The following is a 21199-nucleotide window of genomic DNA, read 5'->3' as shown; positions in this document are numbered from 1 at the left end:
GTATCGGTCGCGCCTACGGGAACTGGAGCTACCGCCGCCCGGTCACTGACGCATATTCCGACACGTGCCGAACGCGCCCATCGCCCCCCTCGCTCCGCAAGCCGCGGCCGGCCCGCACGGCCGGAACGCGCCCACGTTGCCGGAGATGCCGGCGAGCAACCCCACCGCACTGGTGGATGCGCAGGGGCGCGTCCGTGCGGTGAGCACGAGCTTCGCGTCGGCGCTCAGGATCCGGCGCGACGAGCTGTTCGCGCATCCGCTGCCGACACTCGTGCGCCTGGAGGACCGGCCGGCCCTCGCCCACGCCATCGCTGCCGTCGCCTCGGGCGACTGGCCCGGCTGCTCCCTCGAGGTGGGATTCCTCCAGCACCTGCGCGAGGACCGCGCGGTGCGCCTCATGATCGAGGCCGACGAGGCGATGAAGGTCCGCATCCACGCGACCGACCTCACCGCCGAACGCCTCGCGACCCGCGCCCTCCACGAATACCAGGAGAGCCTCCGCGCCCTCACCGCGCACGCGCTCGACATCTGGGCGTTGCTCGACGAGACCGGCACGCTGCGCTCCGTGAGCGAGTCGGTCTCGGTGCATCTCGGCTGGCCGGCGCGCGAACTCGAGGGCAAGCGCCTGCCCGACTTCGTGCACCCGGACGACCTCCCGAGCATCGACATCCTGCTGCACGACCTCAAGCACGACCCGACGCTCGTGCGGAGTGCGGTCGTGCGCGCCCGCCACCAGGACGGCGGCTGGCGCACCCTCGAGACGACGACCTCGGGATTCAACCCCGGGGTGCTCGGCAACAGCGTCTTCGTCGTGAATGCGCGCGACGTGACGGCGCGCGAGCGGACCGAGGCGACCCTCCGCGAGGTGGAGTACCGGTTCAGCCAGCTCGTCGAGCAGGCGCTCACCGGCATCGTCGTCGTGCAGGATGGCGTGCTCGTGTACGCGAACCCGCGCTTCCTGCAGCTCCTCGGCGCCGACGCGGGGCTCATCGCGCGACGCACGCGCGTGCTGTCGCTCATCGACCGGCGCTCCATCCCGCGGCTGCGCGAGGTCCGCACCGCGCTCGCCACCGGCTCGCACCAGAGCACGCGCATCCAGCTCCGCGGCGTGCACGTCCTCGGCCACCCGCTCGAGGTCGAGGTCGCGACCAGTCTCGTGGACTTCGCCGGACGCCCCGCCCTGCTCTGCACCGTGACCGACATGACCGAGTCGCGCGCCCTGCAGCTGCGGATGGCGGAGGCTGAGAAGATCGAGGCCGTCGGCCTCCTCGCGGGCGGCGTCGCCCACGACTTCAACAACATGCTCACGAGCATCCTCGCGTGGGTCGACATCGCCGCCGACGAGGTGGGGCCGTCGAGTCCGGTCCGGCAGGCGCTCGACGAGATCCGCACCTCGGCCGAGCGCGGGGCCGAGCTCACACGCCAGTTGCTCGCCTTCGGGCGCCGGCAGTTCCTCGAGCCGCGCCCGCTCGACCTCGGCGAGGTCGCGGTGCGGCTCAAGCGCTGGATGGATCGCGTGCTCGGCACCGATCATCGGCTCGACGTGCGGGTCCCCGACGCGACCTGGCTCATCGAGGCCGACCGGATGCAGATCGAGCGCGCCCTCACCGCGCTCATCATGAACGCGCGCGACGCGATGCCGAAGGGGGGCACGATCGCCGTGGTCGTCGAGCACGCGGTGCTCGAGGCGGAGGAGGCGGCACGGCTCGGTCCGCTGCAGGCTGGCGAGCACGTCGTGGTGCGCGTGCGCGATGCCGGCCAGGGCATGGACGAGCCGACGCGACGGCGCATCTTCGAGCCGTTCTTCACCACGAAGCCGCAGGGGCACGGGACCGGTCTTGGCCTGCCCGCCGTGCTCGGCACCGTCCTGCAGTCGGGCGGCGCGATCGACGTGCGGAGCGAGCCGGGCATCGGCACCGAGTTCCACTGCTATTTCCCGCGACACGAGGCCCTCGCCGCCGCGGATGCACCGCCGCGGCCGTCGGCGGAACTGCGCGCGCGCCCCGCCCGGCGCGTGCTCGTGGTGGAGGACGACCCGCAGCTCGGCAAGATCCTGCGGCGTCTGCTGCAGGAGGGAGGGCACGCCGTGCGGCTGGCGGCGAATGCCGACGAGGCGGAGGCGCTGGCATCCGCCGAATCGATCGAGGTGCTCGTCTGCGACCAGGAACTCCCCGGCACGCGGGGATCGGCGCTCGCGCAGCGCCTCTGCGGTCGCGGGGCCGCGCGCGGGACGGTGCTCATCTCGGGGCGTCCGATCGACGCGGCCGAGCGCGAGGAGTCGGGACCGCACACCACCGTGCTGCTCAAGCCGTTCCGCCCGCAGCAGCTCCTCGAGGTGATCGAGGAGATCGCGGCGGGGCGCACCGCGGCGCGCTGAGTCAGCGCACCTCGCAGACGTTCGACTCGCGACGCTCGAGGAAGGTGACCGGCCGGATGGTGCGTGGCACGCGCACCACGTCCACGGGCGAGACCACTTCGTTGAGGCAGCCACACCCCGCCCCGCGGTGCCGCTCGCGCACGACCGCGTAGATGCGCCGGTCATCGTCGCGGAAGATGGTGTCGATGTTGATGAGATAGCCCATGCAGGGCTGCTCCCCCATCCCGGCGACGAGGAGCATCTCGCGCGTGAAGTCGACCGCCGGCGGCTCGGCCGCATCGTTCGGGCCGGCGATGCGCGCCCAGACGGTACGCCAGTCGGCGCTGTCCTGCACGGTGAGGCGCACCGAATGCGTCAGGTGGCTCTTCGCGTCGCGGAAGGCGTGATCGACCGACTGGTAGGGCTCGAGGCGCACCGCGGCCGCGCGGGCCCGTGCGTCGCGTTCGGTGATGTCGGGCGCGTTGCCGCGGACGTCCGGCCCCGCCTCGGGACTCGAGCGACGGCAGGAGACGAGCCCCACCGCGGCGACGGTGGCGACGAGCAGGACGGGACGCAGGAAGGTAGAGCGACGCATGGGGACTCCGGTCAACGCATGATGGCGGGGATCGACGGACCCGTGACTCGACGGCCGCGTCCGAGCTGCGCGTTGATCGCGCCGGCGATCCGGTCGAGCGGGAGGATCTCCTCCACCGCGTCGAGCATCACCGCCTCGCGTGGCATGCCGTAGACGACGCAGCTCTCCTCGTCCTGGGCGATGGTCCACGCCCCCACCTCGCGCAATGCCAGCATGCCGCGACCGCCATCGGCGCCCATGCCGGTGAGCAGCGCGGCGACGGTGGTCTCGCCGGCGACCTGCGCGACCGAGTCGAAGAGCACGTCGACGGCGGGACGCTGGTGATGGACCATCGGGCCGTCCTTCACGTGCGTGACGAAGCCGTCGGGCGAACGGCGCACCTGGAGATGGTATCCTCCGGGAGCGATGTAGGCCGTGCCGTCGCGGATCACCTCGCCGTCCACCGCCTCGTGCACGCGCATCGCGCAGAGTCCGTCGAGGCGGTTGGCGAAGGCCTTGGTGAAGTGCGGCGGCATGTGCTGCACGATCACGGTGCCGGGCGTGTCGGCGCCGAGGCCGGCGAGCACGGCCTCGATCGCGGGCGGCCCTCCGGTGGACGCGCCGATGGCGACGAGGCGGCGGGACGGCACCCCCTCGTCGTCAGCGCGGCGCGTGGTGACCGGCGGGATGATCCGCTTGCGCGGGGCCTTGAGGCGCTCGAGCGGGATGCGCGCCGCGGCGCGCACCGACCGGATGAGCAGCCGCTCGACGTCGGGGACCGACATCGACCCTTCGGGCTTGGGCACGACGTCCACCGCGCCGAGGGCCATGGCGCGCACCGCGTTGGCGCTGCTCGCCTGCGCGACCGAGCTCACCACGATCACGCGCATGGGCTTGGACCGCATCAGCTTCTCGAGGAAGGTGAGGCCATCCATGCGCGGCATCTCGATGTCGAGCGTGATCACGTCGGGCTCCAGCGCGACGATCTGGTCGCGGGCCTCGTACGGATCGCGCGCGGTGCCGACGACCTCCACGTCCATGAAGCGTCCGAGCGCGTCCGACAGCACCCGGCGCACGAGCGCCGAGTCGTCGACGATCAGCACGCGCACCGGGTGCTCGGCGGTCACGGGACCAGCTTCTTCGTCGCGCCGTCGGCGCGGATCTCGACCGAGCCGCTCGCGACGGCGAGCGTCATGGTGCGCGCGCAGTTGGTGCCGCCGACATCGGAGGCGACGACCTTCATGCCGGCAGCGAGCATCCAGGCCTCGAAGGCGCGGATGTTCCGCTCGCCGATCTGGAAGTGGTCCTTCCCCGACATGCGCTGCGACGCGCCGCCGGCGACGGCGATGCGCAGCCGCCCCTTGCTGGCGCCGGCCCGCGTCATCTCGTCGAGCAGCGCGGGCACGCCGGTGTCGACGAACATCCCCGGCTGCTTCTGCGCCTTCGCCTTGTCGAGCGTCGAGTCGGGGAGCATGACGTGCACGAGGCCGCCGACCTTCGCGAGCGGGTCGTACATCGTGATCCCGAGGCAGCTGCCCAGGGCATACGTGACGATCTCGTCCCCGGCCGCGCCGGCGACGTGCAACCCCGCGATGCCGACGCACTTGCGCCCGGCGACGGAGAGTTTGTGGATCGCGGTGCCGGCGAGGCTCATGAGGCGCCGCCGGGCTTGCGATAGACGGCGGGCTGGATCGGTTCCAGGCCGTGCGCGATCCCCGAGAGGCTCTCGGCGTGGCCGACGCAGAGGATGCCGCCGGGCGGCAGGAGCGTCGCGAACCGTTGCACGAGCCGCTCCTGCGTCTCGCGGTCGAAGTAGATCATCACGTTGCGGCAGAAGATGACGTCGAACGGCCCCTTCATGGGCCACGACTCCATCAGGTTGAGGCGCGCGAAGCGGACGAGGTCGCGGACCTCCTTGCGCACCGTGTAGGCATCGGGACTCCCGGGCACCTTCTCGAGATGCTTGCGGAGCGTCTCCGGCGGGATCCCCTGGAGTTGGTTGCCCGCGTAGCGCGCGCTGCGCGCCGTCGCGAGGATGCGATGCGAGATGTCCGTCGCGAGGATCCGCGTCCGGCGCAGCGCGTCGGGCGGCAGGTGGTCGCGCACGACCATGCCGAGGGTGTACGGCTCCTCGCCCGACGAGCAGGCCGCGCTCCAGATGCGGATCTCGGCCGGGGACACCGCGAGGCGCGGGAGCACCTCCTCGACCAGGTAGTCGAAGTGGGCCGGCTCGCGGAAGAAGTTCGTCTTGTTGGTCGTGAGGACGTCGATGAAGTGCGGGATCTCGTCCGGGATCGCGCCGTCGAGGACGGCATCGATGTAGGCGCCGAGCGACGGCATCGCCGTCGCACGCACGCGGTGCCCGAGACGCGAGACGACGAGCGCCTCCTTGCCGTCGCGCAGCCGGATCCCGCAGAGGCCGTGCAGGTACTCGGCGACCGCCTCGTAGCGGTCGGCCGAGAGCCGCAGGTCGGGGCCCGAGGCGAGCACGGGGCTGGTCGAGGTCATCGCGTGAATCGCGGTTCGGGACGTGGAGCGCCGGCCCGAGGGGCCGGCGGCGGGGTCAGAGCGCCGACGAGATGGCGTCGATCGAGAGGACCTTGTCCGCGTCCAGCAGCATGCGGACCTTCCCCTCGGAGTTCGCGACGCCGAGCAGGCACGAGACGTCGACGTCCGAGCCGAACGACGGCGGCGGCTCGATCTCGCCCTCGGCGATCATGCGCACCTCGGAGACCGCGTCCACCGCGATCCCGACGAGCAGCCCCTTCACGTTGAGCACGATGATGCACGTCTCCTCGGCATCGGTCGCCGGCATGCTGAAGCGGCGACGGAGGTCGACGATCGGGATCACCTTCCCGCGGAGGTTCACCACGCCGCGGATCACGTGGTGGCTGTGCGGCACGGGCGTCACCGCCATCATCCCGATGATCTCGTGGACGGTGAGGATCTCGAACCCGTACTCCTCGCCCGCGAGGACGAAGGTCAGGTACTTGCCGCCGAGCGAACGGGTCGACGGGGAGAGGTCAGCGACGGGCGCGGTCATGTCGGACTCGGATGCGATGGTGGTGGAGATGGCCTTCGAGAGCAGTATCGGCCGATGCCGCGCTTTCCCGCAGCGTTCAGGCGGCCTGCGTCGCGAAGGCCGGGTCGACGACCGCCTGGCGGCTCGCCACGACGAGTTCATCGACGTCGAGGATGAGCCCCACGCGGCCATCCCCGAGGATCGCGCCGCCGGTCAGCCCGCGCACGCGTCCGATCGCCTCGCCGAGCGGCTTCGCGACCACCTGCTGCTGGCCGAGGAGCTCGTCCACCATGATCGCCACGCGGTTGTTGCCGTCGCCCACGACCATGAGGATCCCCTCGACGACCCGCTCCTGCGCCCCGAGCACGCGGAGCGCGCGGTGGAGCCGGAGCAACGGGAGCACCTCGCCGCCGTGCTGGACCATCTCGCCCTTGCCCTGCACCGTGCTGACGGCGCTCGGCTCGGGCCGGAAGCAGCGACGGATCTGCGCGGTGGGGACGATGAAGCGTTCGGCGCCCACGCGGACGATCATGCCGTCGGTGATGGCGAGCGTGAGCGGCAGCTCGATCGTGAAGACCGATCCCTTGCCCGGGCTCGACTCGATGAGCGTGCGGCCCCGCATGGCCATGAGGTTGCGGCGCACCACGTCCATGCCCACGCCGCGGCCCGAGACCTCGGTCACCGCCTCGGCCGTCGAGAACCCGGGCGCGAAGATCAGGTCGAACACCTCGGAGTCGGACATCCCGTCGCCCGAGGCGATGAGTCCCTTCTCGACGGCCTTCGCGACGATCTTCTCGCGCTGCAGGCCGCGCCCGTCGTCGCGAAGCTTCACGAGCACGCGGTCGCCCGCCTGGCTCGCCTCGAGCCGCACGACGCCCATCGCCGACTTGCCATGCTTGAGCCGCTCCGACGGCGCCTCGATCCCGTGGTCGACCGCGTTGCGCACCATGTGCAGCAGCGGGTCGGCCAGGAGGTCGACGAGCGTGCGGTCGACCTCGGTCTCCTCGCCGGTCACCTCGAACACGATCTGCTTGCCGCTGCGGTTCGCGAGGTCGCGCACGACGCGGGCGAGCTTGGTGATCGCCCCCTTGAGCGGGACCATGCGGAGCCCGAGCGAGAGGTCCTGCAGTTCGCGGACGATCTTGTCGGCGTGCCGGACCTTCTGCGCGAGGTCGTGGTGCGACGCGTCGCGCACGATCCCATCCTGCAGGAGGATGGTGTTCGCGATCACGAGTTCGCCCACCATCTCCACCAGGCGGTCGAGCTTGTCGGTCCGGACCTTCACCATCGGGTCGGTGACCGGGACGCCGGCGGCCGGAGCGGCCGGGTTCGCGGACGCGGTCGTCGCCGCGCGTGCGGCACGCGGCGCGCCCTCGGAGGCGGACGGGGCTTCCGTCTCGTCCTCCTCGACGACCGCGCGCGGCGGGACGACGCCGCCATGCGAGTCCGGATCGCTCAGCGCCTGCTGCAGCGCGCCGTAGTCCGCGGGGAGCGGCGGCGCGCCTCCGGCGAGCGCGGCGGGGATGCTGAGGACGAGCGACTTGAGGATGTCGACGGCGCGGAGCGAGAGCTCCGGCACCTGGCCGGCGAAGGCGAGGTCGGCGCCGCGGACGCGGTCGAGCATGTCCTCGGCGTGATGCGCGAAGCCGGCGATGGCGGCGAGGCCCAGGAAGGACGACGTGCCCTTGATGGTATGGAAGGCGCGGAAGACGTCGTTGATGGCCTCGACGTCATCGGGTGCGGTCTCGAGCCGGAGCAGCGCGGCCTCGGCGTTCTCGAGGTACTCGCGCGCCTCGGCGGCGAAGTCCTCGATCAGAGCGCGGTCGCAGTCGTCGCCGATGGTGAACGTCGCGGGCGCGGCGGGCGCGCCGACGGCGGCCGGGGCCGGGACCACCGGGATGCCCATGGGCGTGACGTCGCGCGGCACGGGGGCCGGCTCCGGCTCGCTCATCGCGCGGTCGCCGTTCTCGTCGTGATCGACGGCGATCTCCAGGTGATTGCGGACCTTCTCGAGGCCGGCGGCCTCGCGGTCGCCCTTGAACTCGGAGGGATCGTCGAGCACCGCGATGGCGTCGGCGAGCGACATGCGCACGGGCGGCGCGAAGCGCTTGTCGGCGACGAGGGACCAGAGGCGCTCGCGCAGGCGGCGGCGGGCGGCCTCGTCCCCGGGCTCGCAGGCGACGAACGCGGCGATCGCGTCGTCGATGGTGAGGAGGGCCATGGCCGTGCGCCTAGCGCGGGCCGAAGAGCTGGTCGGCGAACGCCTGCGAGTCCGACTTGTCCGCCACCGCATTCGGATCGAAGTGCTTGGGCGCCGAGTGCGGCACGCTGCCGCTCACGGCGGTCACGTCGGCCGCGAACGGCTCGAAGATCCCGGTGAGCTGCTCGAGCCGGCGTTCGGTGTCGGAGATCACGGCGGCCGCGTAGCCGAGCTGCTGGCTGGTGATGTCCTGGAACTGGACGTGCGTCATCACCCCGTAGAGCTCCTCGCGGAGCGCCGTGTAGCGGGCGTGCCGGACGAAGTCCTCGGCCTCCTCCGCTTCCTGCTCGAGCTCGGTCACCACCGCGATCGCGCGGTCGAGGCCGTCGAGCATGCCGGTCGCGGCGAGCTCGGTCGCCGAGGTGACGGCGGAGAGCTTCTTGTTCATCTGGTCGAGGCGCGCGTCGGACGCTTCCTGCAGGAGGCCGCGGCTCTGCTTGATGCGGTCGAGCAGCGAGGCCACCTCGGCGTAGGCGCGGAGGAGCGTCGAGGCGAGCGAGAGCAGGCTGCCGCTCTGGTGCGCGCCCTTCTCCGCCATCGGCGCGGCGATGCGCGCGAGGTTGTCGGCCGTGCCGAGGTCACCCAGCGCCTGGTTCACGAGCCGGAGGGCCGTGTCCGTCGCATGGAGGACATCATCGTGGGACTGTACCTGGGTTGCCATCGGACGAACGCCTCCGGTTCAGGCCGCCGCGCGCACGGAGAGGACCGCATCGATCTTCTCCTTGAGCACGGGGGGGGTGAAGGGCTTCAGCACGTAGTTGTTCACGCCGGCCTCGACCGCGGCGAGGATGTCCTCGCGCGCCGATCGGGTGGTGACCATCAGGATCGGGACGTCCGCCCCATCGGGCCGCCCGCGCACGTTGCGCGCGAAGTCCAGGCCGCTCATCTGCGGCATGTTCCAGTCGGTGATGATGAAGCTGATGCCGCCTTCCGCGAACTTGGTGATCGCGGTGGCGCCATCATCCGCTTCGACCACATCGGTGTAGCCGATGCGGTCGAGCGAGTTCACGATGATGCGGCGCATGGTCGCGGAATCGTCGACGACGAGGAAACGCATGGATCGCTCGAGTGGGTAGTAGGCTGCGAAGCGGGTCAGCGGAGGTCGCCGCTCTTGCGCAGCGCGGACGCTACGGCATCGAGCACGACGGGGGTGTCATAGGTGCCATCGAGGATGCGCTGCCGGACCTGGAGCAGGCGCTCCGCCGACAGCGACCCTTCGTCCTCCGAACGGGCCACGAGGGCGCGCGCGGCGGGCGAGAGATCGAGCACGTCGCGCTGGCCGAGGGCCGGCGCATCGGGCTGACGGAGCGCGGTCTCGTCGGAGACACGCGCCACGCTGCTCGGGGTTCGGGCGGGAGCCGCTCCTTCAAGGCGGGGGCGGCTCGGGCCAGTGGGCGGGATCGTCATCGGGTACTCCTCCTTTGGAGTTCAGTATCGACGGTCCTGCCGCCGACTTGACCGGCAAGATCAGCCGGTCGTCCGAAGACTCGAACGGCGTCCGGGGACGGCATAGAAGGCCCGTTCCCCCGGGCGGAACTGCGGCATCGGCTCGGCGAGCGCCCGGGAGGCCTCGCGGCGCGCCCGGAAGAGCTCGGCCTCGAGCGCGGCCTGGGCCACTTGGCTCCGCTCGAGCGCCTGCACCATCAGCCGGATGATCGCGGCGTGTTCGGCGGCCGAGAGCCCGGCCAGTGACAATTCGCCCACCAGGTCCTCGGTCGCCGTCAGCGCCGCTTCGCGCTCCCCCATGCCCTGCAGGAGGGATTCGGTATCCCCCGTGATCACCGCCAGTCGGAGCGACTCGTCGGCGGCGGAGAGCCGCATGGTGATCCCGCTGGCGTAGTCGGCCATCAACTGGCCGCGCGTCTGGACGATGCTCATCGGGCCGCTCCCTGCTGGATGCCCACGAACGCCTCGCGCAGTTCGCGGACCATCGTGGTGATCCGGTCGAGCCGGTCCACCGCCGGGTCCACACCGAGCGTGGTGAGTTCGCGAAGGAAGAACGTGTAGAGGCCGCTCAGCTGGCCGGCGATGGCGCCGCCGCGGGGGCGGTCGAGCGTGGCGAGCAGCTCGGCGACGGAGTCGCGCGCGCGGGAGAGTTCGGTGAGGCGGGCCTCGTGATCACCGGCGGCGATCGCATTGCGCGTGCGCAGGAGGCTGGCGAGCAGGTGGTCGTAGACCATCACGACGAGTTCGCCCGGACTCGCGGTCAGGACGGCGGTCTCGCGATAGCGATCGCCGCGGCGGGTGCTGTGTCGGGCTGAGGTGGCGTAGGACATCGAGGGCTCCAGGGTGACACGCTGGAGTATCGGCACCTCGGTCCAAAAGATGCGTGCATCGCACGCCGCCGTGCACACCACCATCACGTCCTGCGCGTCGATCGCGCGCGCGAGCCGCGCGCGCGATCGACGGACGCGATCAGCCGGCGCGCGCGCCGGCGATCGCGTTCATCGTCGTCACCTGTGACGACAACCATGAGCCTTGCGACTGCAACTGCGAGAGCAGCGTCTCCATGCGCGAGAAGTCGGCGACGAGCGCCGCGCGCCGACGCTCGAGTCGCCCGAGGATGTCGATCTCGCGCTTCTCGAGCGCGGCGATGCGCGTGCGCGCCGAGTCCATCTGCAGCGCGGCCGCGCCGCTCCCCGACGCGAGCACCGACTCGGCGCTCTGGCTCAGCGATCCCGCGAGGCCGCGCGAGTAGCGCACCTCGGACGTCGCGTTGTCGTCGGTGCCGGTGTAGCGCAGCACGAGCCCCTTGAGCGAGGTGAGCAGCTGCCCCGCACCGGTCATCGCCTCGCCGTCAAGCGTGCCGGCGGCGTCGAGCCCGGTGTCGAACGAGCCGGCGGCGAGCCCGAGCTGCGTCCCGGGGGCCTCGGCGCCAGGATCCGTGTACGCGACGGTGAAGCCGCCGAGCGAGCCGTAGTCGGTGCTCGTGAGCCGGAGTGCCCCGCCCTCCACGCTCGCGTTCACCGCGACGTTCTCCTCGTTGAAGGCGGCCTGCAACTTCGCGGCGAGGATCGCCGGGGTGTCTCCGTTGGCGAGCGTGATCGTCGCGCTGCGGCCGGAGCCCTCGGCGGTAACGGTCATCGAGGCTGGCGTCGCGCCCGCGGTGTAGGTCGCGAAGGCCGCACCGAGCGTGGTGCTGCGCGTCGCCGCGCGCGTCACGACCAGGGCCGACACCGACGACGGTGTCACACCGTCCGCGCCGACGTACTGCACGCTGGCATTCGCCGCGGTGCCCGCCGAACGGAACAGCGATTCGACGCCGAGCGGATCGGTGTCGAGCGCCGCCTTGAAGGCGGTCGAGTCGAGCTTCAGGGTGCCGTCCTTCTGCAGGGAGAGCCCCACGCTCCCCGCGCGCAGGTACTGCGCCGAGGCACCGAGGCCCACCTGGTTCGAGAGGAGGATCCCCTTCATCGCGCCAAGCACCGACCGCGCACTGCTGGCGAACGGCAGGCGTCCGTCGGCCTTGGTCTCGGACGCGATGGCGGTGGTGAGGGCGTTGTACGCCTTGGCGAACTCCTCCACCACGCCGACCGAGGTCTCGCGCGTGTTGGTGATCGCCACCTCGAACTCCGCGCCGGCCTCCTCGCCGGTGAGCGTGAGGGTCGCGCCGCCGACGGCGCCGGCGACGGTGTTGGTGCGCGACGTGATGAGCGCGCCATCCACGCGGATAAGCGCGTCCTCGCCGGCGGCGAGTTGACGCACGCGACCGAACGAGGTCGTGGTGGACCCGAAGTCGAGGGTGGCGCCGGACTGCAGGCCCGCCGAGAGCGTGACGGCCAGGCGAGACTCACCACTCACGCTGTCGGTCAGGCGGATCTGGCCGCCCACGATCGACGCGTCGACATCCTGACCGCCCGCGAACGCGGACTCGATCGAGGCGAGCAGGTCATCGACCGTGTCGGTGCCGCTCACCGTATAGGTATGGTTCACCGCCGCGCCGGCACCGTCGGTGCCCGCGAGCGTGATGACGTCACCGGCCTGCAGCCCCGCGACCGAGCCGACGCCGAGGTCGGTCAGCAGCGTGCTGCCGGTCGCCGTCGAGGCGCCGAAGCCCGTGAGGACCGAGTCGAGCGTCACGGCCTGCGTGACACTGCTCGTGCGCCCGCCGACGCGGAGTCCGAGTGCTTCGAGGACGACGTTCGAGGCGTTCGAGCCGTCGCCGGCGACCGACCCGGCGATCGCGAGGCGCGACCAGGTGGTGCCCCCTTCGGTCTCGGACTCGATCGACGCGGCATTCGGGCTCAGCGCGTTGATGCGCGCCACGACCTGCGCGAGCGAGTCGTTCTCGAGGTCCACGGTCAGGGTGCGCCCGTTGACCATGATCGTCGCCGGGGACGGCGAGACGCTGATGCCGAGCGCCGCCGCTGTGGCGAGCGTGGTGGACGAGACGCGGATGGAGCGCGCCTTGCCGTCGGCGCCGGTGTTGATGGACCGCGTGGCGTCGATGAAGCCGAGCGCCTCGAGGGTGCTCGTGCCGCCCGCACCGCTGCGGTCGTCGGCGAGCTCGAGGCCACGCGCGCCGGTGGTCTCGGAGGTGAGAACGAGCCGGCTCGCGCCGTTCGCGGTCACGATCGTGGCCGCAGCCCGCGTCGGCGCGCCGCCGGTGTTGGCGGCGTTGATCTTGTCCCGCACGCGCGACAGCGTGTCGGTCGTCTCGATCGTGATCGAGGTGCCATTGAGCGAGAAGCGTCCGCTCAGACCCAGCGCCTCGGCGGGATCCGCGACGGCGAGCCCGGTGAGCTTCTCCGAGCGTGCCAGATTCTCGACCGCGACGGCGTAGCGGCCCGGTGCCGCGTTGGCGATGGAGCCGACCGTGGCCAGCGCGCGCCCCGATGCGGTCGTGCCGACGGTGGCCGACTTGGTGCGGAAGGCACTGCCGTCCTTGAGCGCGGCGAGCGCGTCCCGCGCGCGGGTCACGGCCGCGGAGATCGCGGTCCAACCTTCGATGCGCCGCTGTTCGGCGCCGAGCGAACCGCTCACGGGTTGGAGTGCGCGCGCCGTCTCGACCTCGATGATCTGGTCGACGAGGTCGCGCCACTGGATGCCGCTCGCGAGGCCTTGGAACGAACCGATGGGTGTCGTCACGGGAACTCCTGGATGGCCGTCGGCCCGCATCGCCGAGCGGACTCGGCGATGCGGGCGACGGGTCAGACCATGGCCGGGGCGGTGGCGGCGGGATCGCCGCCCCCGTCCGGTCCAAGTGGATCAACCACGAAGCAGCTGCAGGATGCCCTGCGCCGACTGGTTCGCCTGCGCCAGCATCGCCGTGCCGGCCTGCGAGAGGATCTGGTTCTTCGAGAACTTCGTCATCTCCTCGGCCATGTCGACGTCACGGATGACCGACTCGGCGGCCGTGAAGTTCGAGATCTGCGCCTTGACGTTCTCGAGCGCGTAGCCGATGCGGTTCTGCGCCGCGCCGACGTCGCCCAGCGAGCCGTTGACGACCTCGATCGCGTCGTCGATGTTGCTCAGCGCCGTCTGCGCGCCGGTGGAGGTCGCCAGCGTGTCGGTGTCGATGCCGAGCGTCGCGACGGTCACGTCGACGTTGTCGAGCGTGATGAGGTCGTCGGAGGTGTAGGCGCCCGACGAGCGGACCATGAACGCGCCACCCGCGGCGCCCGCGTCCACCTGGATCGTCGTGCCATCCGCCGAACCCGTGGCGGTGGTCTCATCGAAGTTCGCGTCGAGCTCGAGGGTGAGGCCGAACTGGTCGAACGTGACCGTCTGACGGCCGGCCACGAGGCCAGTGACGGTCTGCGTGACGCCCGAGCCGTTCGTGATGGTCATCGAGCCGTTCGCGGTCTGCGTGATGTCGTAGTCGTCCGCGGCGGTGCCGTTGATCGTCGCCGAGAAGACGCCGGTGCCGGCGGCGAGGGCCGTCGAGGCCGCGCCGGTGTCGACCGCGTTGCCGAAGCCGCCGTCGAGCAGCGTCTTGCCCTGGAACTTCGTGGTCGTCACGATCTTGCTGATCTCGGTGCGCAGCGCGGTGAACTCCGCCTGGATCGCCGTGCGGCCGTCCGCATCGGTGTTGTCCGAGGCCGACTGCGTGGCGAGCTCCTTCATGCGCTCGAGGATCTTGCCGACGGTCTGGAGGCCGCCTTCCGCGACGGAGAGCAGCGAGTTGGCCTGCTCGGCGTTCTTCGCGGCCTGCGAGAGGGCGCGGGTGTCGGCGCGGAGCTTGTTCGCGATGCCGAGGCCGGCGGCGTCATCGCCCGCCTTGTTGATGCGGAAGCCCGACGACAGCTTCGCCATCGAGCCCGCGACGTCAGCATTCACGCGCGAGAGGTTGCGCGAGGCATCGTTCGCGGAGACGTTCGTGTTGATACGCATTGCTGGTGTTCCTCCCTTGGAACGTTGAGTGGAGCGTCCGTGCTCCCTTTCGTGACGGGCGAACACCCGTCTTCGACTTCACGCTTCAGTGTCGTCGGCTTCGCGCAGGACTTGAGCGAGCGGTGTCGCCGTCGCACCGTGTGACACCGTCAAGGGCGCGCGCGCGGCGAAACGCGCATCGCCCAGCACGAGCTGCCGGCCGCGCCGCGACGAGGCGGCGATCGCCACCGGACCCTGCAGGTTCGCCGTCATCGCCTCGCCCGCCGCGCGCGGCAGCGTGACGATCGCGAAGACGCCCACCTGCGTCGCGCTGGAGACGCCGAGCGCCGCGAGGTCCTGCGGCGTGAGCGTCACCGCGAACTCCGGATACGCATCGAACGGATCGACGAGCAGGAACGCGAGCGCCGGATGATCCATCGCGTGCAGCCAGCACCATCCCGGCTTCCCCGCGCCCACGAGCACCCAGCGCTTGCAGCTCGCGAAGCCGAACAGCCCGTCGGGGAACTCGAGGATCGCATCCTCGTCCACGATGAGCTCGCCCAGCAGCTGCGACCGCAGCTTCGTGCGCCGCATCTTGTGCATCGTCGGCCGCTCGATCGCGCGCTCGTTCGCACGATCGCTCGCGCGGCGCGACGGGGTGCCGGAGGAACGGTCCATCAGGTCGGGCGCGGTCGCCGTCATCGCAGGTAGTCCGAGAGGTTGAGGCCAAGCACCTTGCTGCTCGCGAGCAGGGCCGACTGGTAGGCGTTCTGGCGCGAGATGAGCTCGACGGCCGCAGCCTCGAAGTCCACCTCGGAGATCTGGGATCGGAAGGCCTGCAGGCTCCCCTCGAACGCATCGAGGTTGGCGCCCACCAGGTCCATGGTGCTCGCGCGTGCGCCGAGCGCCCCCACGCGTTCCTGCACGGCGTCGAACGAGGCAGTGAGCGTCTGCCCGACGGCGCGCAACGCGGTGTTGCCGGCGCTCGCCGGACCCGCGAGTTCCACCGCGAGGTCGCGCACCGCATCGAGCACGCCCGTGTCGAGGAAGAGCGTCGCCCCGTCATCGGTCGGGATGATCGTCCGGCCCGCATCGACCTCGATCGGCCGGTCGCCGGCCGCGCCGGTGGTCGTGTACGTCATCGTGGCGCCGGTGCCCGTCACCTCGAACGGCCGCTCCGTCACGCGGTGCCCGCCGAAGAGGTACTCGCCCTCGACCGAGGTGTTCGCGAGCGCGACGAGCTCGTTGAACATCCCCTCGACCTCCTTCTGGATCGTCGCACGCGAGTTGGCGTCGATCGTGTCGGTGGCCGCGGCGACGGTCAGTTCCTGCGCGCGGGTCAGGAGGGAGGTGACCTGCGTCATCACCTGGTCCTGCAGCGCCAACCGGCCCTTGGCCGTGTCGAGGCCGCGCCGGTACTGCGTGATCGCCCGGAGGCGACCGTCGGCCGCCATCACGTCACGGCTGCCGACCGGGTCATCCGACCCTGCCATCATCCGCTTGCCGGACGTGACCTGCGCCTGCGCCCGGACCATCGCCTGGGCAGAGGATTGCAGGGCCGTCAGTTGGTCTCGCACGAGGAGGTTGCTCGTGACGCGCATGGGGCCACCCGGGATGCCGAGGGAGAGAGCTTGGGGCTACCTTATGAACGGGCACGCGCCCCGCGGTCACCTTGCCGCGTGGCTACACGTCCATGCTGTGAGTGTCGGCCCGCTCGCCCCGCACTTGAGCCCTGCAACCCCGCATCTCCCGATGGCGCACATCCTGTTCGTCGACGACGATCCCACGGTCGGCGCGATCCTCCACGACACGCTCTTCCGGATGGGACACACGCCGTACGGCGCGTCCAACATCCCGGAAGCGCTCGGCGTGCTGCAGCGGGAGTCGCTCGACCTCATCATCCTCGACCACCGGATGCCCGGCATGACCGGGCTCGAGTTCCTGGAGTACCTGCGGGAGGAAGGGAGCGACGTCCCGGTCATCATGCTCACCGGGCACGGTTCCATCGAGCACGCGGTCGCGGCCATCAAGGCCGGGGCAGTGGACTACATCACCAAGCCGGTGCGGGCCGACCAGCTCGAAGTGGCCGTCAGTGCCGCGCTCGAACTCTCACGCCTCCGCCGGGAGAACGAGTCGCTCCGCCGCGAGGTGATGGCACTTCGCCACGAGCGCCAGATCATCGGCGATTCGCCGCAGATCCGGCAGATGCTGAACGTGATCGCGACCGCCGCCCCCACCCGCGCGACCGTCCTCCTGCAGGGCGAGTCGGGCACTGGCAAGGAGTTGGCCGCTCGTGCGCTGCACGAGCAGAGCCCGCGCCGCGACCGCCCCTTCATCCAGCTCAACTGCGCGGCGATCCCCGAGAACCTCGTCGAGTCCGCCCTCTTCGGGCACGAGAAGGGCGCCTTCACCGGGGCGCTCAAGCGGGTGGAGGGCGCCTTCGAGCGCGCCGACGGCGGCACCCTGCTCCTGGACGAGATCTCGGAGATGCGCCTCGATCTCCAAGCCAAGCTGCTGCGCGTCCTGCAGGAGCAGCGCTTCGAGCGGGTGGGCGGCACGAGCCCCATCACCGTCGACGTGCGCATCGTCGCCACCACCAATCGGGACCTCGCGCTGGAGTCCGCCGAAGGGCGGTTCCGCCAGGACCTCTTCTATAGACTGTCGGTCATCCCCATCCGGATCCCGCCGCTCCGCGAGCGCCGGGACGACATCGCCGTCCTCGCCTATCGCTTCGCGCTCAAGACGGCGAAGGAGAGCGGGCATCCGTTCGATGGGATCAGCCCGGCGGCGATCCAGCTCCTGCAGGACTACGCGTGGCCGGGCAACGTGCGCGAGCTCCAGCACACCATCGAGCGGGCGGTGATCCTCTCTCCCGACGCGATCCTCCAGCCGCACCACTTCGACTCGGCGCGCCTCGGACTCGTCGTCGGCGGTGGGCCGACGCCCATGAAGGGAACGCCGATCATTCGGCCGGTCGCGGCCCCCATCCCCGGCGCGACACCCGTGCCGACCGACCCGAACGGCTTCTGGCTGCCGTCGCTCGACGTCGTCGTCGCGGAGGAACTGCTCATCGACGAGGCGCTTCAACGGGCGGGCGGCAACCGCACCAAGGCGGCCACGCTGCTCAACATGAGCGTCCGCACGTTGCGGCATAAGCTGAACGCGGCCGGCAAGGAAGAGTAGGGTTCGTCCGCGTTCGTCGTCCGCCGGACGCGCGGACGGCAATCTCCGCACTCCCGGCAAGAACTGCCGAGCATCGTACCCCGCCGCCGTGAGCTGTCCGGCGCGCGCTGAGCGTGCGACAAGTCGTTGTCCAATAACAACTTGAAAGAGCACATCCGAGGCGACGCCGCCCGTTGGGGAGTTTGGCCCGCGCCCTGCCTTATGCATCACCGAGGAGTGGTGCGTTCCGGCAATCCCGCCTGACCGACCTGCTCCGCGGAGGCCAGATGCTCTTCGGATTCGTCGATCGCACCACGACCGCATCGCCGCTCAAGCGCGCCCTGGATGTGAATCAGGAACGCGTGCGCGGGATCCAGTCGCGCGTCGCGCGCGCCTCGCTCAACGGCGACGGCTTCGCGCTGTCGTCGGCGGCACAGGGCCCGCAGCTGCCGGGCGACGGCGTCACCGAGCCGGTCGATGTGGAGGCCGAGATGGTCGCGCTCGCCGATGAGCAACTCCGCTTCGAAGCCACCGCCAAGCTCCTCGAGAAGGCGTATGCCTCGCTCAAGAGCGCGATCCGCGACCGCTGATTCCCCCCTGAGGATCGACTGACATGACCTCCATCCGCCCCACCGGCCCCGCGCTCGAGCTGCCCGACATCAAGCGCTCGTCGCTGCGCCCCGACCCGGCGATGTTCCGCGGCCTCGCGATCTCGAGCAGCGGCCTCTCCGCGCAGCGCCTCCGCATGGAGGTCGCGTCCGCGAACCTCGCGAACGCCGAGACCACGCGCACCGCCAGCGGCGGGCCCTACCAACGGAGGATCGTGACGATGGAACCCTCGATCACGGGAGGCCCGATCGCCCAGTCGATGGGAGAGGACCTTTCCGTCAATGGTGGCGTGCGGGTCACCGGCATCGCCGCAGACACGACCAACGCATTCGAGAAGGTCTACGAGCCGGGACACCCCCACGCGGATGCGGAGGGCTACGTCCTCTACCCGAACGTCGACCCCACGCAGGAACTGGTCACGCTGATGGAAGCGCGCCGCCTGTATGACGCGAACGCGACCGCGTTCTCCTCGATGAAGGCGATGCTCCGTCGCGCGATCGACATCTGACTCCCTCCTTGGACACCCCTCCGATGCAGACCAACGGACTCGGCGCTCCCCTTCCCCGCCCCGTCAGCTCGCGTTCCCCGTACGGCCTCGACACCGGCGCCGCCGGCGCGACGCCCGGGGTCCGTCCGACCTTCCCCACGCGCACGACGCCGGCGCCGGTGGAGCGGACGCCGCAGCCCCCGGCCGCGGACGAGTCGTCCGCGCTCCGTCCGCCCAAGGGCACCGACCCCGAGCTCTGGAAGGTCCTCACCGCCGACGAGCGCGCCTTCTTCGCGCGCGAGGATGCGATGGGCCCGCTGAGCTACGGCCACCGCATCGCCACCACGCCGTCGCTTCCCGCGCGCGGCGGCCGTCTCAACCTCCGCGGCTGAGCCCGTCATGACGTCGCCCATCGGTTCACTCTCCTCGAGCTTCTCGCAGGTCACGCCGCGCATCCAGGACGGACCGCGGCAGATCGTCGTCCCGGTGCTCCCGGGTTCGGGTGGCGCGGGTGCGAGCGGTGGTGCAGCCGACGTCGGTCCCAGCTTCAAGGACACCTTCACCCGGGCCCTCAGCGAGGTCTCGGATACGCGCGAGCGCGGCGCCGAGCTCGCGGAGCGCTTCGCGGCCGGCGAACAGGTCGATCTCCATTCCGTGATGGCGGCGAGCGAGGAAGCGGGCCTGGCCCTCGACCTCGCGATCGAGATGCGGAACAAGGTGGTCGAAGCCTATCGCTCCCTCATCAACATGCAGAGCTGAGCTGAGTCCCCCTGATGCCTCCCGCCCTGCTCGCCCTCTTCGACCGCGTCGGCGGCCCGCGCCGCGCCGCGATCCTCGTCATCGGCCTCGCCGCCGCAGCCGGCGTGTTCGGCCTCGCGCGCTGGGCCAGTGCGCCCACCTGGGTCCCCGCCTTCGGCAGCGTGCCGATCGGCGACGTGGGCACCCTCACCGACCGCCTGACCGCCGCGGGAATCGAGTTCAAGCTCGGCGCCGGCGGCAGCACGGTGCTCGTGAAGGCGGACGAAGTACCGAAGGCACGCGTCGCGCTCGCGCGCGCCGGGGTGCTGCCGAACGACGGGCGGCCGGGCATGGAGATCTTCGAGACCTCGGTGTTCGGCGAGACCGATCGGGAGAAGCAGATCAAGGTGCAACGCGCCCTCGAAGGCGAGCTCGAGCGGTCGATCGGTGGGCTGCGGGGCATCGCGCGCGCGCGCGTGCATCTCGTGCTGGGGGAGTCCGACACCTACGGCGTCGCACCGCCGCCCGCCGAAGCGAGCATCATCCTCGAGCCCAACGGCTCCGACGGCATCAGTCCGGAGGTCGTGCGCGGGATCGCACGGACGGTCGCCAACGCCGTCCCGGGCCTGACGAGCGATCATGTCAACATCTCCGACGACGCCGGACGCACGCTGAACGAGGGGGACGAGGAAGGCAGCATCTCGTCGCTCACCAGCCGCCAGCTCACCGTCCAGCAGGAGGTCGAGAAGAACCTCCGCGACAAGGCGGAACGCCTGCTCGCGCCGATCCTCGGGGCGGGCAACTCGCGGGTGCAGGTGAACGCGTCCCTCACCTTCGATCGCATCGAACGCCAGTCGCGGACCTTCGACCCCAATCGGGCCGCGGTCACCATGGAGACGAAGTCCGAGGTGATCCCGGGCACCGACGGCGGGGCGGCGGAGGTGAAGACCGGGGCCGAATACGACAACACCGTCTCCACCGAGAACGTGAGCTCCGCGGTCGGCACGATCGAACGGCTCTCCGTGGCCGTCCTGCTCGCCGCGCCGGTGCCGCCGGTCGCGGATACGGCCACGGCGACCGCCGGCATCGCCCTGGCCGCGCCCGTCGACTCCGCTGCGCTTCGCGGCCAGGTCGAGACACTCGTGAAGAGCGCCGTCGGCTACGACGAAGCCCGCGGCGACGTCGTGACCGTCACCATGCTGCCCTTCACGCCCAAGCCGGTGCTTCCCGTGGCGCCGCCGCTGACGACGCTCGAGCAGATCCGCACCGTGCAGCGCCCGGCGCTCAGCGCGCTCGGCATCCTGCTCGCGTTCATCATCGCGATGATGACCCTTCGCGCCGCGAGCCGCCCCGCCGACTCCACGGCACAGCTCGCCGACGGGGCGATGGCCGGATACCTGCCGCCCGATCCGCAGGCGAACCCGGCCGCGTACGCCGCCTATCAGCAGCAGTTCCAGCAGCAGATGCAGCAGCAACTGCAGCCGCCGCACGCCGGTGGCGCCCACGCGCCCGGCCAGCCACACGCGGTGATGCCGGCGGCGCCGCGCATGGCGCCGCAGATCATCGTGCCGAACAACCCCATGCGCGAGCAGGTCCTCGCCTCGGTCGAGCAGCAGCCCGAGGTCGCCGCCAAGCTCATGCGCGCCTGGCTGCGCGACGGCTGATCCGATACGGTCCCG

At 71.0% G+C, this 21199-nt stretch carries 22 protein-coding genes; 7 read left to right on the top strand and 15 right to left on the bottom strand.

Going from position 1 to position 21199, the window contains the following annotated elements; genetic code table 11:
• Window positions 1–64 precede the first annotated feature (64 nt).
• On the top strand, window positions 65–2377 hold the full coding sequence (locus tag IPJ78_18765) for a PAS domain S-box protein (GenBank protein ID MBK7908578.1): 2313 nt from the start codon (window positions 65–67) through the stop codon (window positions 2375–2377).
• Between the two features lies 1 nt (window position 2378).
• On the opposite strand, the gene IPJ78_18760 is transcribed toward IPJ78_18765, so the two are convergent.
• The 15 genes from IPJ78_18760 to flgL all read right to left on the bottom strand — a co-directional run bounded on the left by IPJ78_18760 (window position 2379) and on the right by flgL (window position 16125).
• A complete protein-coding gene (locus IPJ78_18760) occupies window positions 2379–2951 on the bottom strand; it encodes a hypothetical protein (GenBank protein ID MBK7908577.1) in 573 nt (190 codons plus the stop codon).
• An 11-nt stretch (window positions 2952–2962) separates the two neighbouring features.
• Window positions 2963–4039, bottom strand: a complete 1077-nt coding sequence (locus tag IPJ78_18755) for a chemotaxis response regulator protein-glutamate methylesterase (GenBank protein ID MBK7908576.1) — start codon at window positions 4037–4039, stop codon at window positions 2963–2965.
• Window positions 4040–4053: 14 nt separating this feature from the next.
• Window positions 4054–4584 (bottom strand): chemotaxis protein CheD, encoded by a 531-nt coding sequence (locus tag IPJ78_18750; GenBank protein MBK7908575.1) that lies wholly within the window; start codon window positions 4582–4584, stop codon window positions 4054–4056.
• Window positions 4581–5438, bottom strand: coding sequence for a protein-glutamate O-methyltransferase CheR (locus IPJ78_18745; protein ID MBK7908574.1), 858 nt, complete (start codon window positions 5436–5438; stop codon window positions 4581–4583). Before IPJ78_18745 ends, IPJ78_18750 begins: the two co-directional genes overlap by 4 nt.
• A gap of 55 nt (window positions 5439–5493) precedes the next feature.
• Window positions 5494–5973: a purine-binding chemotaxis protein CheW gene (locus IPJ78_18740; protein MBK7908573.1), complete on the bottom strand. Its 480-nt coding sequence runs from the start codon at window positions 5971–5973 to the stop codon at window positions 5494–5496.
• Window positions 5974–6049: 76 nt separating this feature from the next.
• The gene (locus tag IPJ78_18735) at window positions 6050–8173 is read right to left on the bottom strand and encodes a chemotaxis protein CheA (protein ID MBK7908572.1); all 2124 of its coding nucleotides are present in this window, start codon (window positions 8171–8173) and stop codon (window positions 6050–6052) included.
• Between the two features lie 10 nt (window positions 8174–8183).
• Entirely contained in the window at window positions 8184–8873 is a 690-nt protein-coding gene (locus tag IPJ78_18730; protein ID MBK7908571.1) for a hypothetical protein, read from the bottom strand.
• An 18-nt stretch (window positions 8874–8891) separates the two neighbouring features.
• Window positions 8892–9269 (bottom strand): response regulator, encoded by a 378-nt coding sequence (locus IPJ78_18725; protein ID MBK7908570.1) that lies wholly within the window; start codon window positions 9267–9269, stop codon window positions 8892–8894.
• A gap of 35 nt (window positions 9270–9304) precedes the next feature.
• Window positions 9305–9547, bottom strand: coding sequence for a hypothetical protein (locus tag IPJ78_18720; GenBank protein MBK7908569.1), 243 nt, complete (start codon window positions 9545–9547; stop codon window positions 9305–9307).
• Window positions 9548–9679: 132 nt separating this feature from the next.
• Window positions 9680–10090 carry a hypothetical protein gene (locus tag IPJ78_18715; GenBank protein ID MBK7908568.1) on the bottom strand — a complete coding sequence of 137 codons (411 nt, stop codon included), beginning with the start codon at window positions 10088–10090 and terminating at the stop codon, window positions 9680–9682.
• Window positions 10087–10488 (bottom strand): flagellar export chaperone FliS, encoded by a 402-nt coding sequence (fliS, locus tag IPJ78_18710; GenBank protein MBK7908567.1) that lies wholly within the window; start codon window positions 10486–10488, stop codon window positions 10087–10089. The genes IPJ78_18715 and fliS overlap by 4 nt, the downstream gene beginning before the upstream one ends.
• 139 nt (window positions 10489–10627) lie before the next feature.
• Entirely contained in the window at window positions 10628–13300 is a 2673-nt protein-coding gene (fliD, locus tag IPJ78_18705) for a flagellar filament capping protein FliD (GenBank protein ID MBK7908566.1), read from the bottom strand.
• 120 nt (window positions 13301–13420) lie between these two features.
• Window positions 13421–14545 (bottom strand): flagellin, encoded by a 1125-nt coding sequence (locus tag IPJ78_18700; GenBank protein MBK7908565.1) that lies wholly within the window; start codon window positions 14543–14545, stop codon window positions 13421–13423.
• Window positions 14546–14623: 78 nt separating this feature from the next.
• Entirely contained in the window at window positions 14624–15226 is a 603-nt protein-coding gene (fliW, locus tag IPJ78_18695) for a flagellar assembly protein FliW (protein ID MBK7908564.1), read from the bottom strand.
• On the bottom strand, window positions 15223–16125 hold the full coding sequence (flgL, locus tag IPJ78_18690; protein ID MBK7908563.1) for a flagellar hook-associated protein FlgL: 903 nt from the start codon (window positions 16123–16125) through the stop codon (window positions 15223–15225). The genes fliW and flgL overlap by 4 nt, the downstream gene beginning before the upstream one ends.
• A gap of 151 nt (window positions 16126–16276) precedes the next feature.
• On the opposite strand from flgL, the gene IPJ78_18685 reads away from it, so the two are divergent.
• The 6 genes from IPJ78_18685 to fliF all read left to right on the top strand — a co-directional run bounded on the left by IPJ78_18685 (window position 16277) and on the right by fliF (window position 21184).
• Window positions 16277–17707 carry a sigma-54-dependent Fis family transcriptional regulator gene (locus IPJ78_18685; GenBank protein ID MBK7908562.1) on the top strand — a complete coding sequence of 477 codons (1431 nt, stop codon included), beginning with the start codon at window positions 16277–16279 and terminating at the stop codon, window positions 17705–17707.
• A gap of 266 nt (window positions 17708–17973) precedes the next feature.
• Window positions 17974–18276 (top strand): hypothetical protein, encoded by a 303-nt coding sequence (locus IPJ78_18680; protein MBK7908561.1) that lies wholly within the window; start codon window positions 17974–17976, stop codon window positions 18274–18276.
• 101 nt (window positions 18277–18377) lie between these two features.
• Window positions 18378–18803 carry a flagellar basal body rod protein FlgC gene (gene flgC, locus IPJ78_18675; GenBank protein ID MBK7908560.1) on the top strand — a complete coding sequence of 142 codons (426 nt, stop codon included), beginning with the start codon at window positions 18378–18380 and terminating at the stop codon, window positions 18801–18803.
• 23 nt (window positions 18804–18826) lie between these two features.
• Window positions 18827–19174, top strand: coding sequence for a hypothetical protein (locus tag IPJ78_18670; protein MBK7908559.1), 348 nt, complete (start codon window positions 18827–18829; stop codon window positions 19172–19174).
• Between the two features lie 7 nt (window positions 19175–19181).
• Entirely contained in the window at window positions 19182–19541 is a 360-nt protein-coding gene (fliE, locus tag IPJ78_18665) for a flagellar hook-basal body complex protein FliE (protein ID MBK7908558.1), read from the top strand.
• A gap of 14 nt (window positions 19542–19555) precedes the next feature.
• Window positions 19556–21184 (top strand): flagellar M-ring protein FliF, encoded by a 1629-nt coding sequence (gene fliF / locus IPJ78_18660; protein MBK7908557.1) that lies wholly within the window; start codon window positions 19556–19558, stop codon window positions 21182–21184.
• Window positions 21185–21199 lie beyond the last annotated feature (15 nt).

The sequence above is a fragment of the Gemmatimonadota bacterium genome (assembly GCA_016714015.1).
GTDB lineage: Bacteria > Gemmatimonadota > Gemmatimonadetes > Gemmatimonadales > Gemmatimonadaceae > Pseudogemmatithrix.
This window is presented reverse-complemented; position numbering and strand designations above follow the sequence as displayed.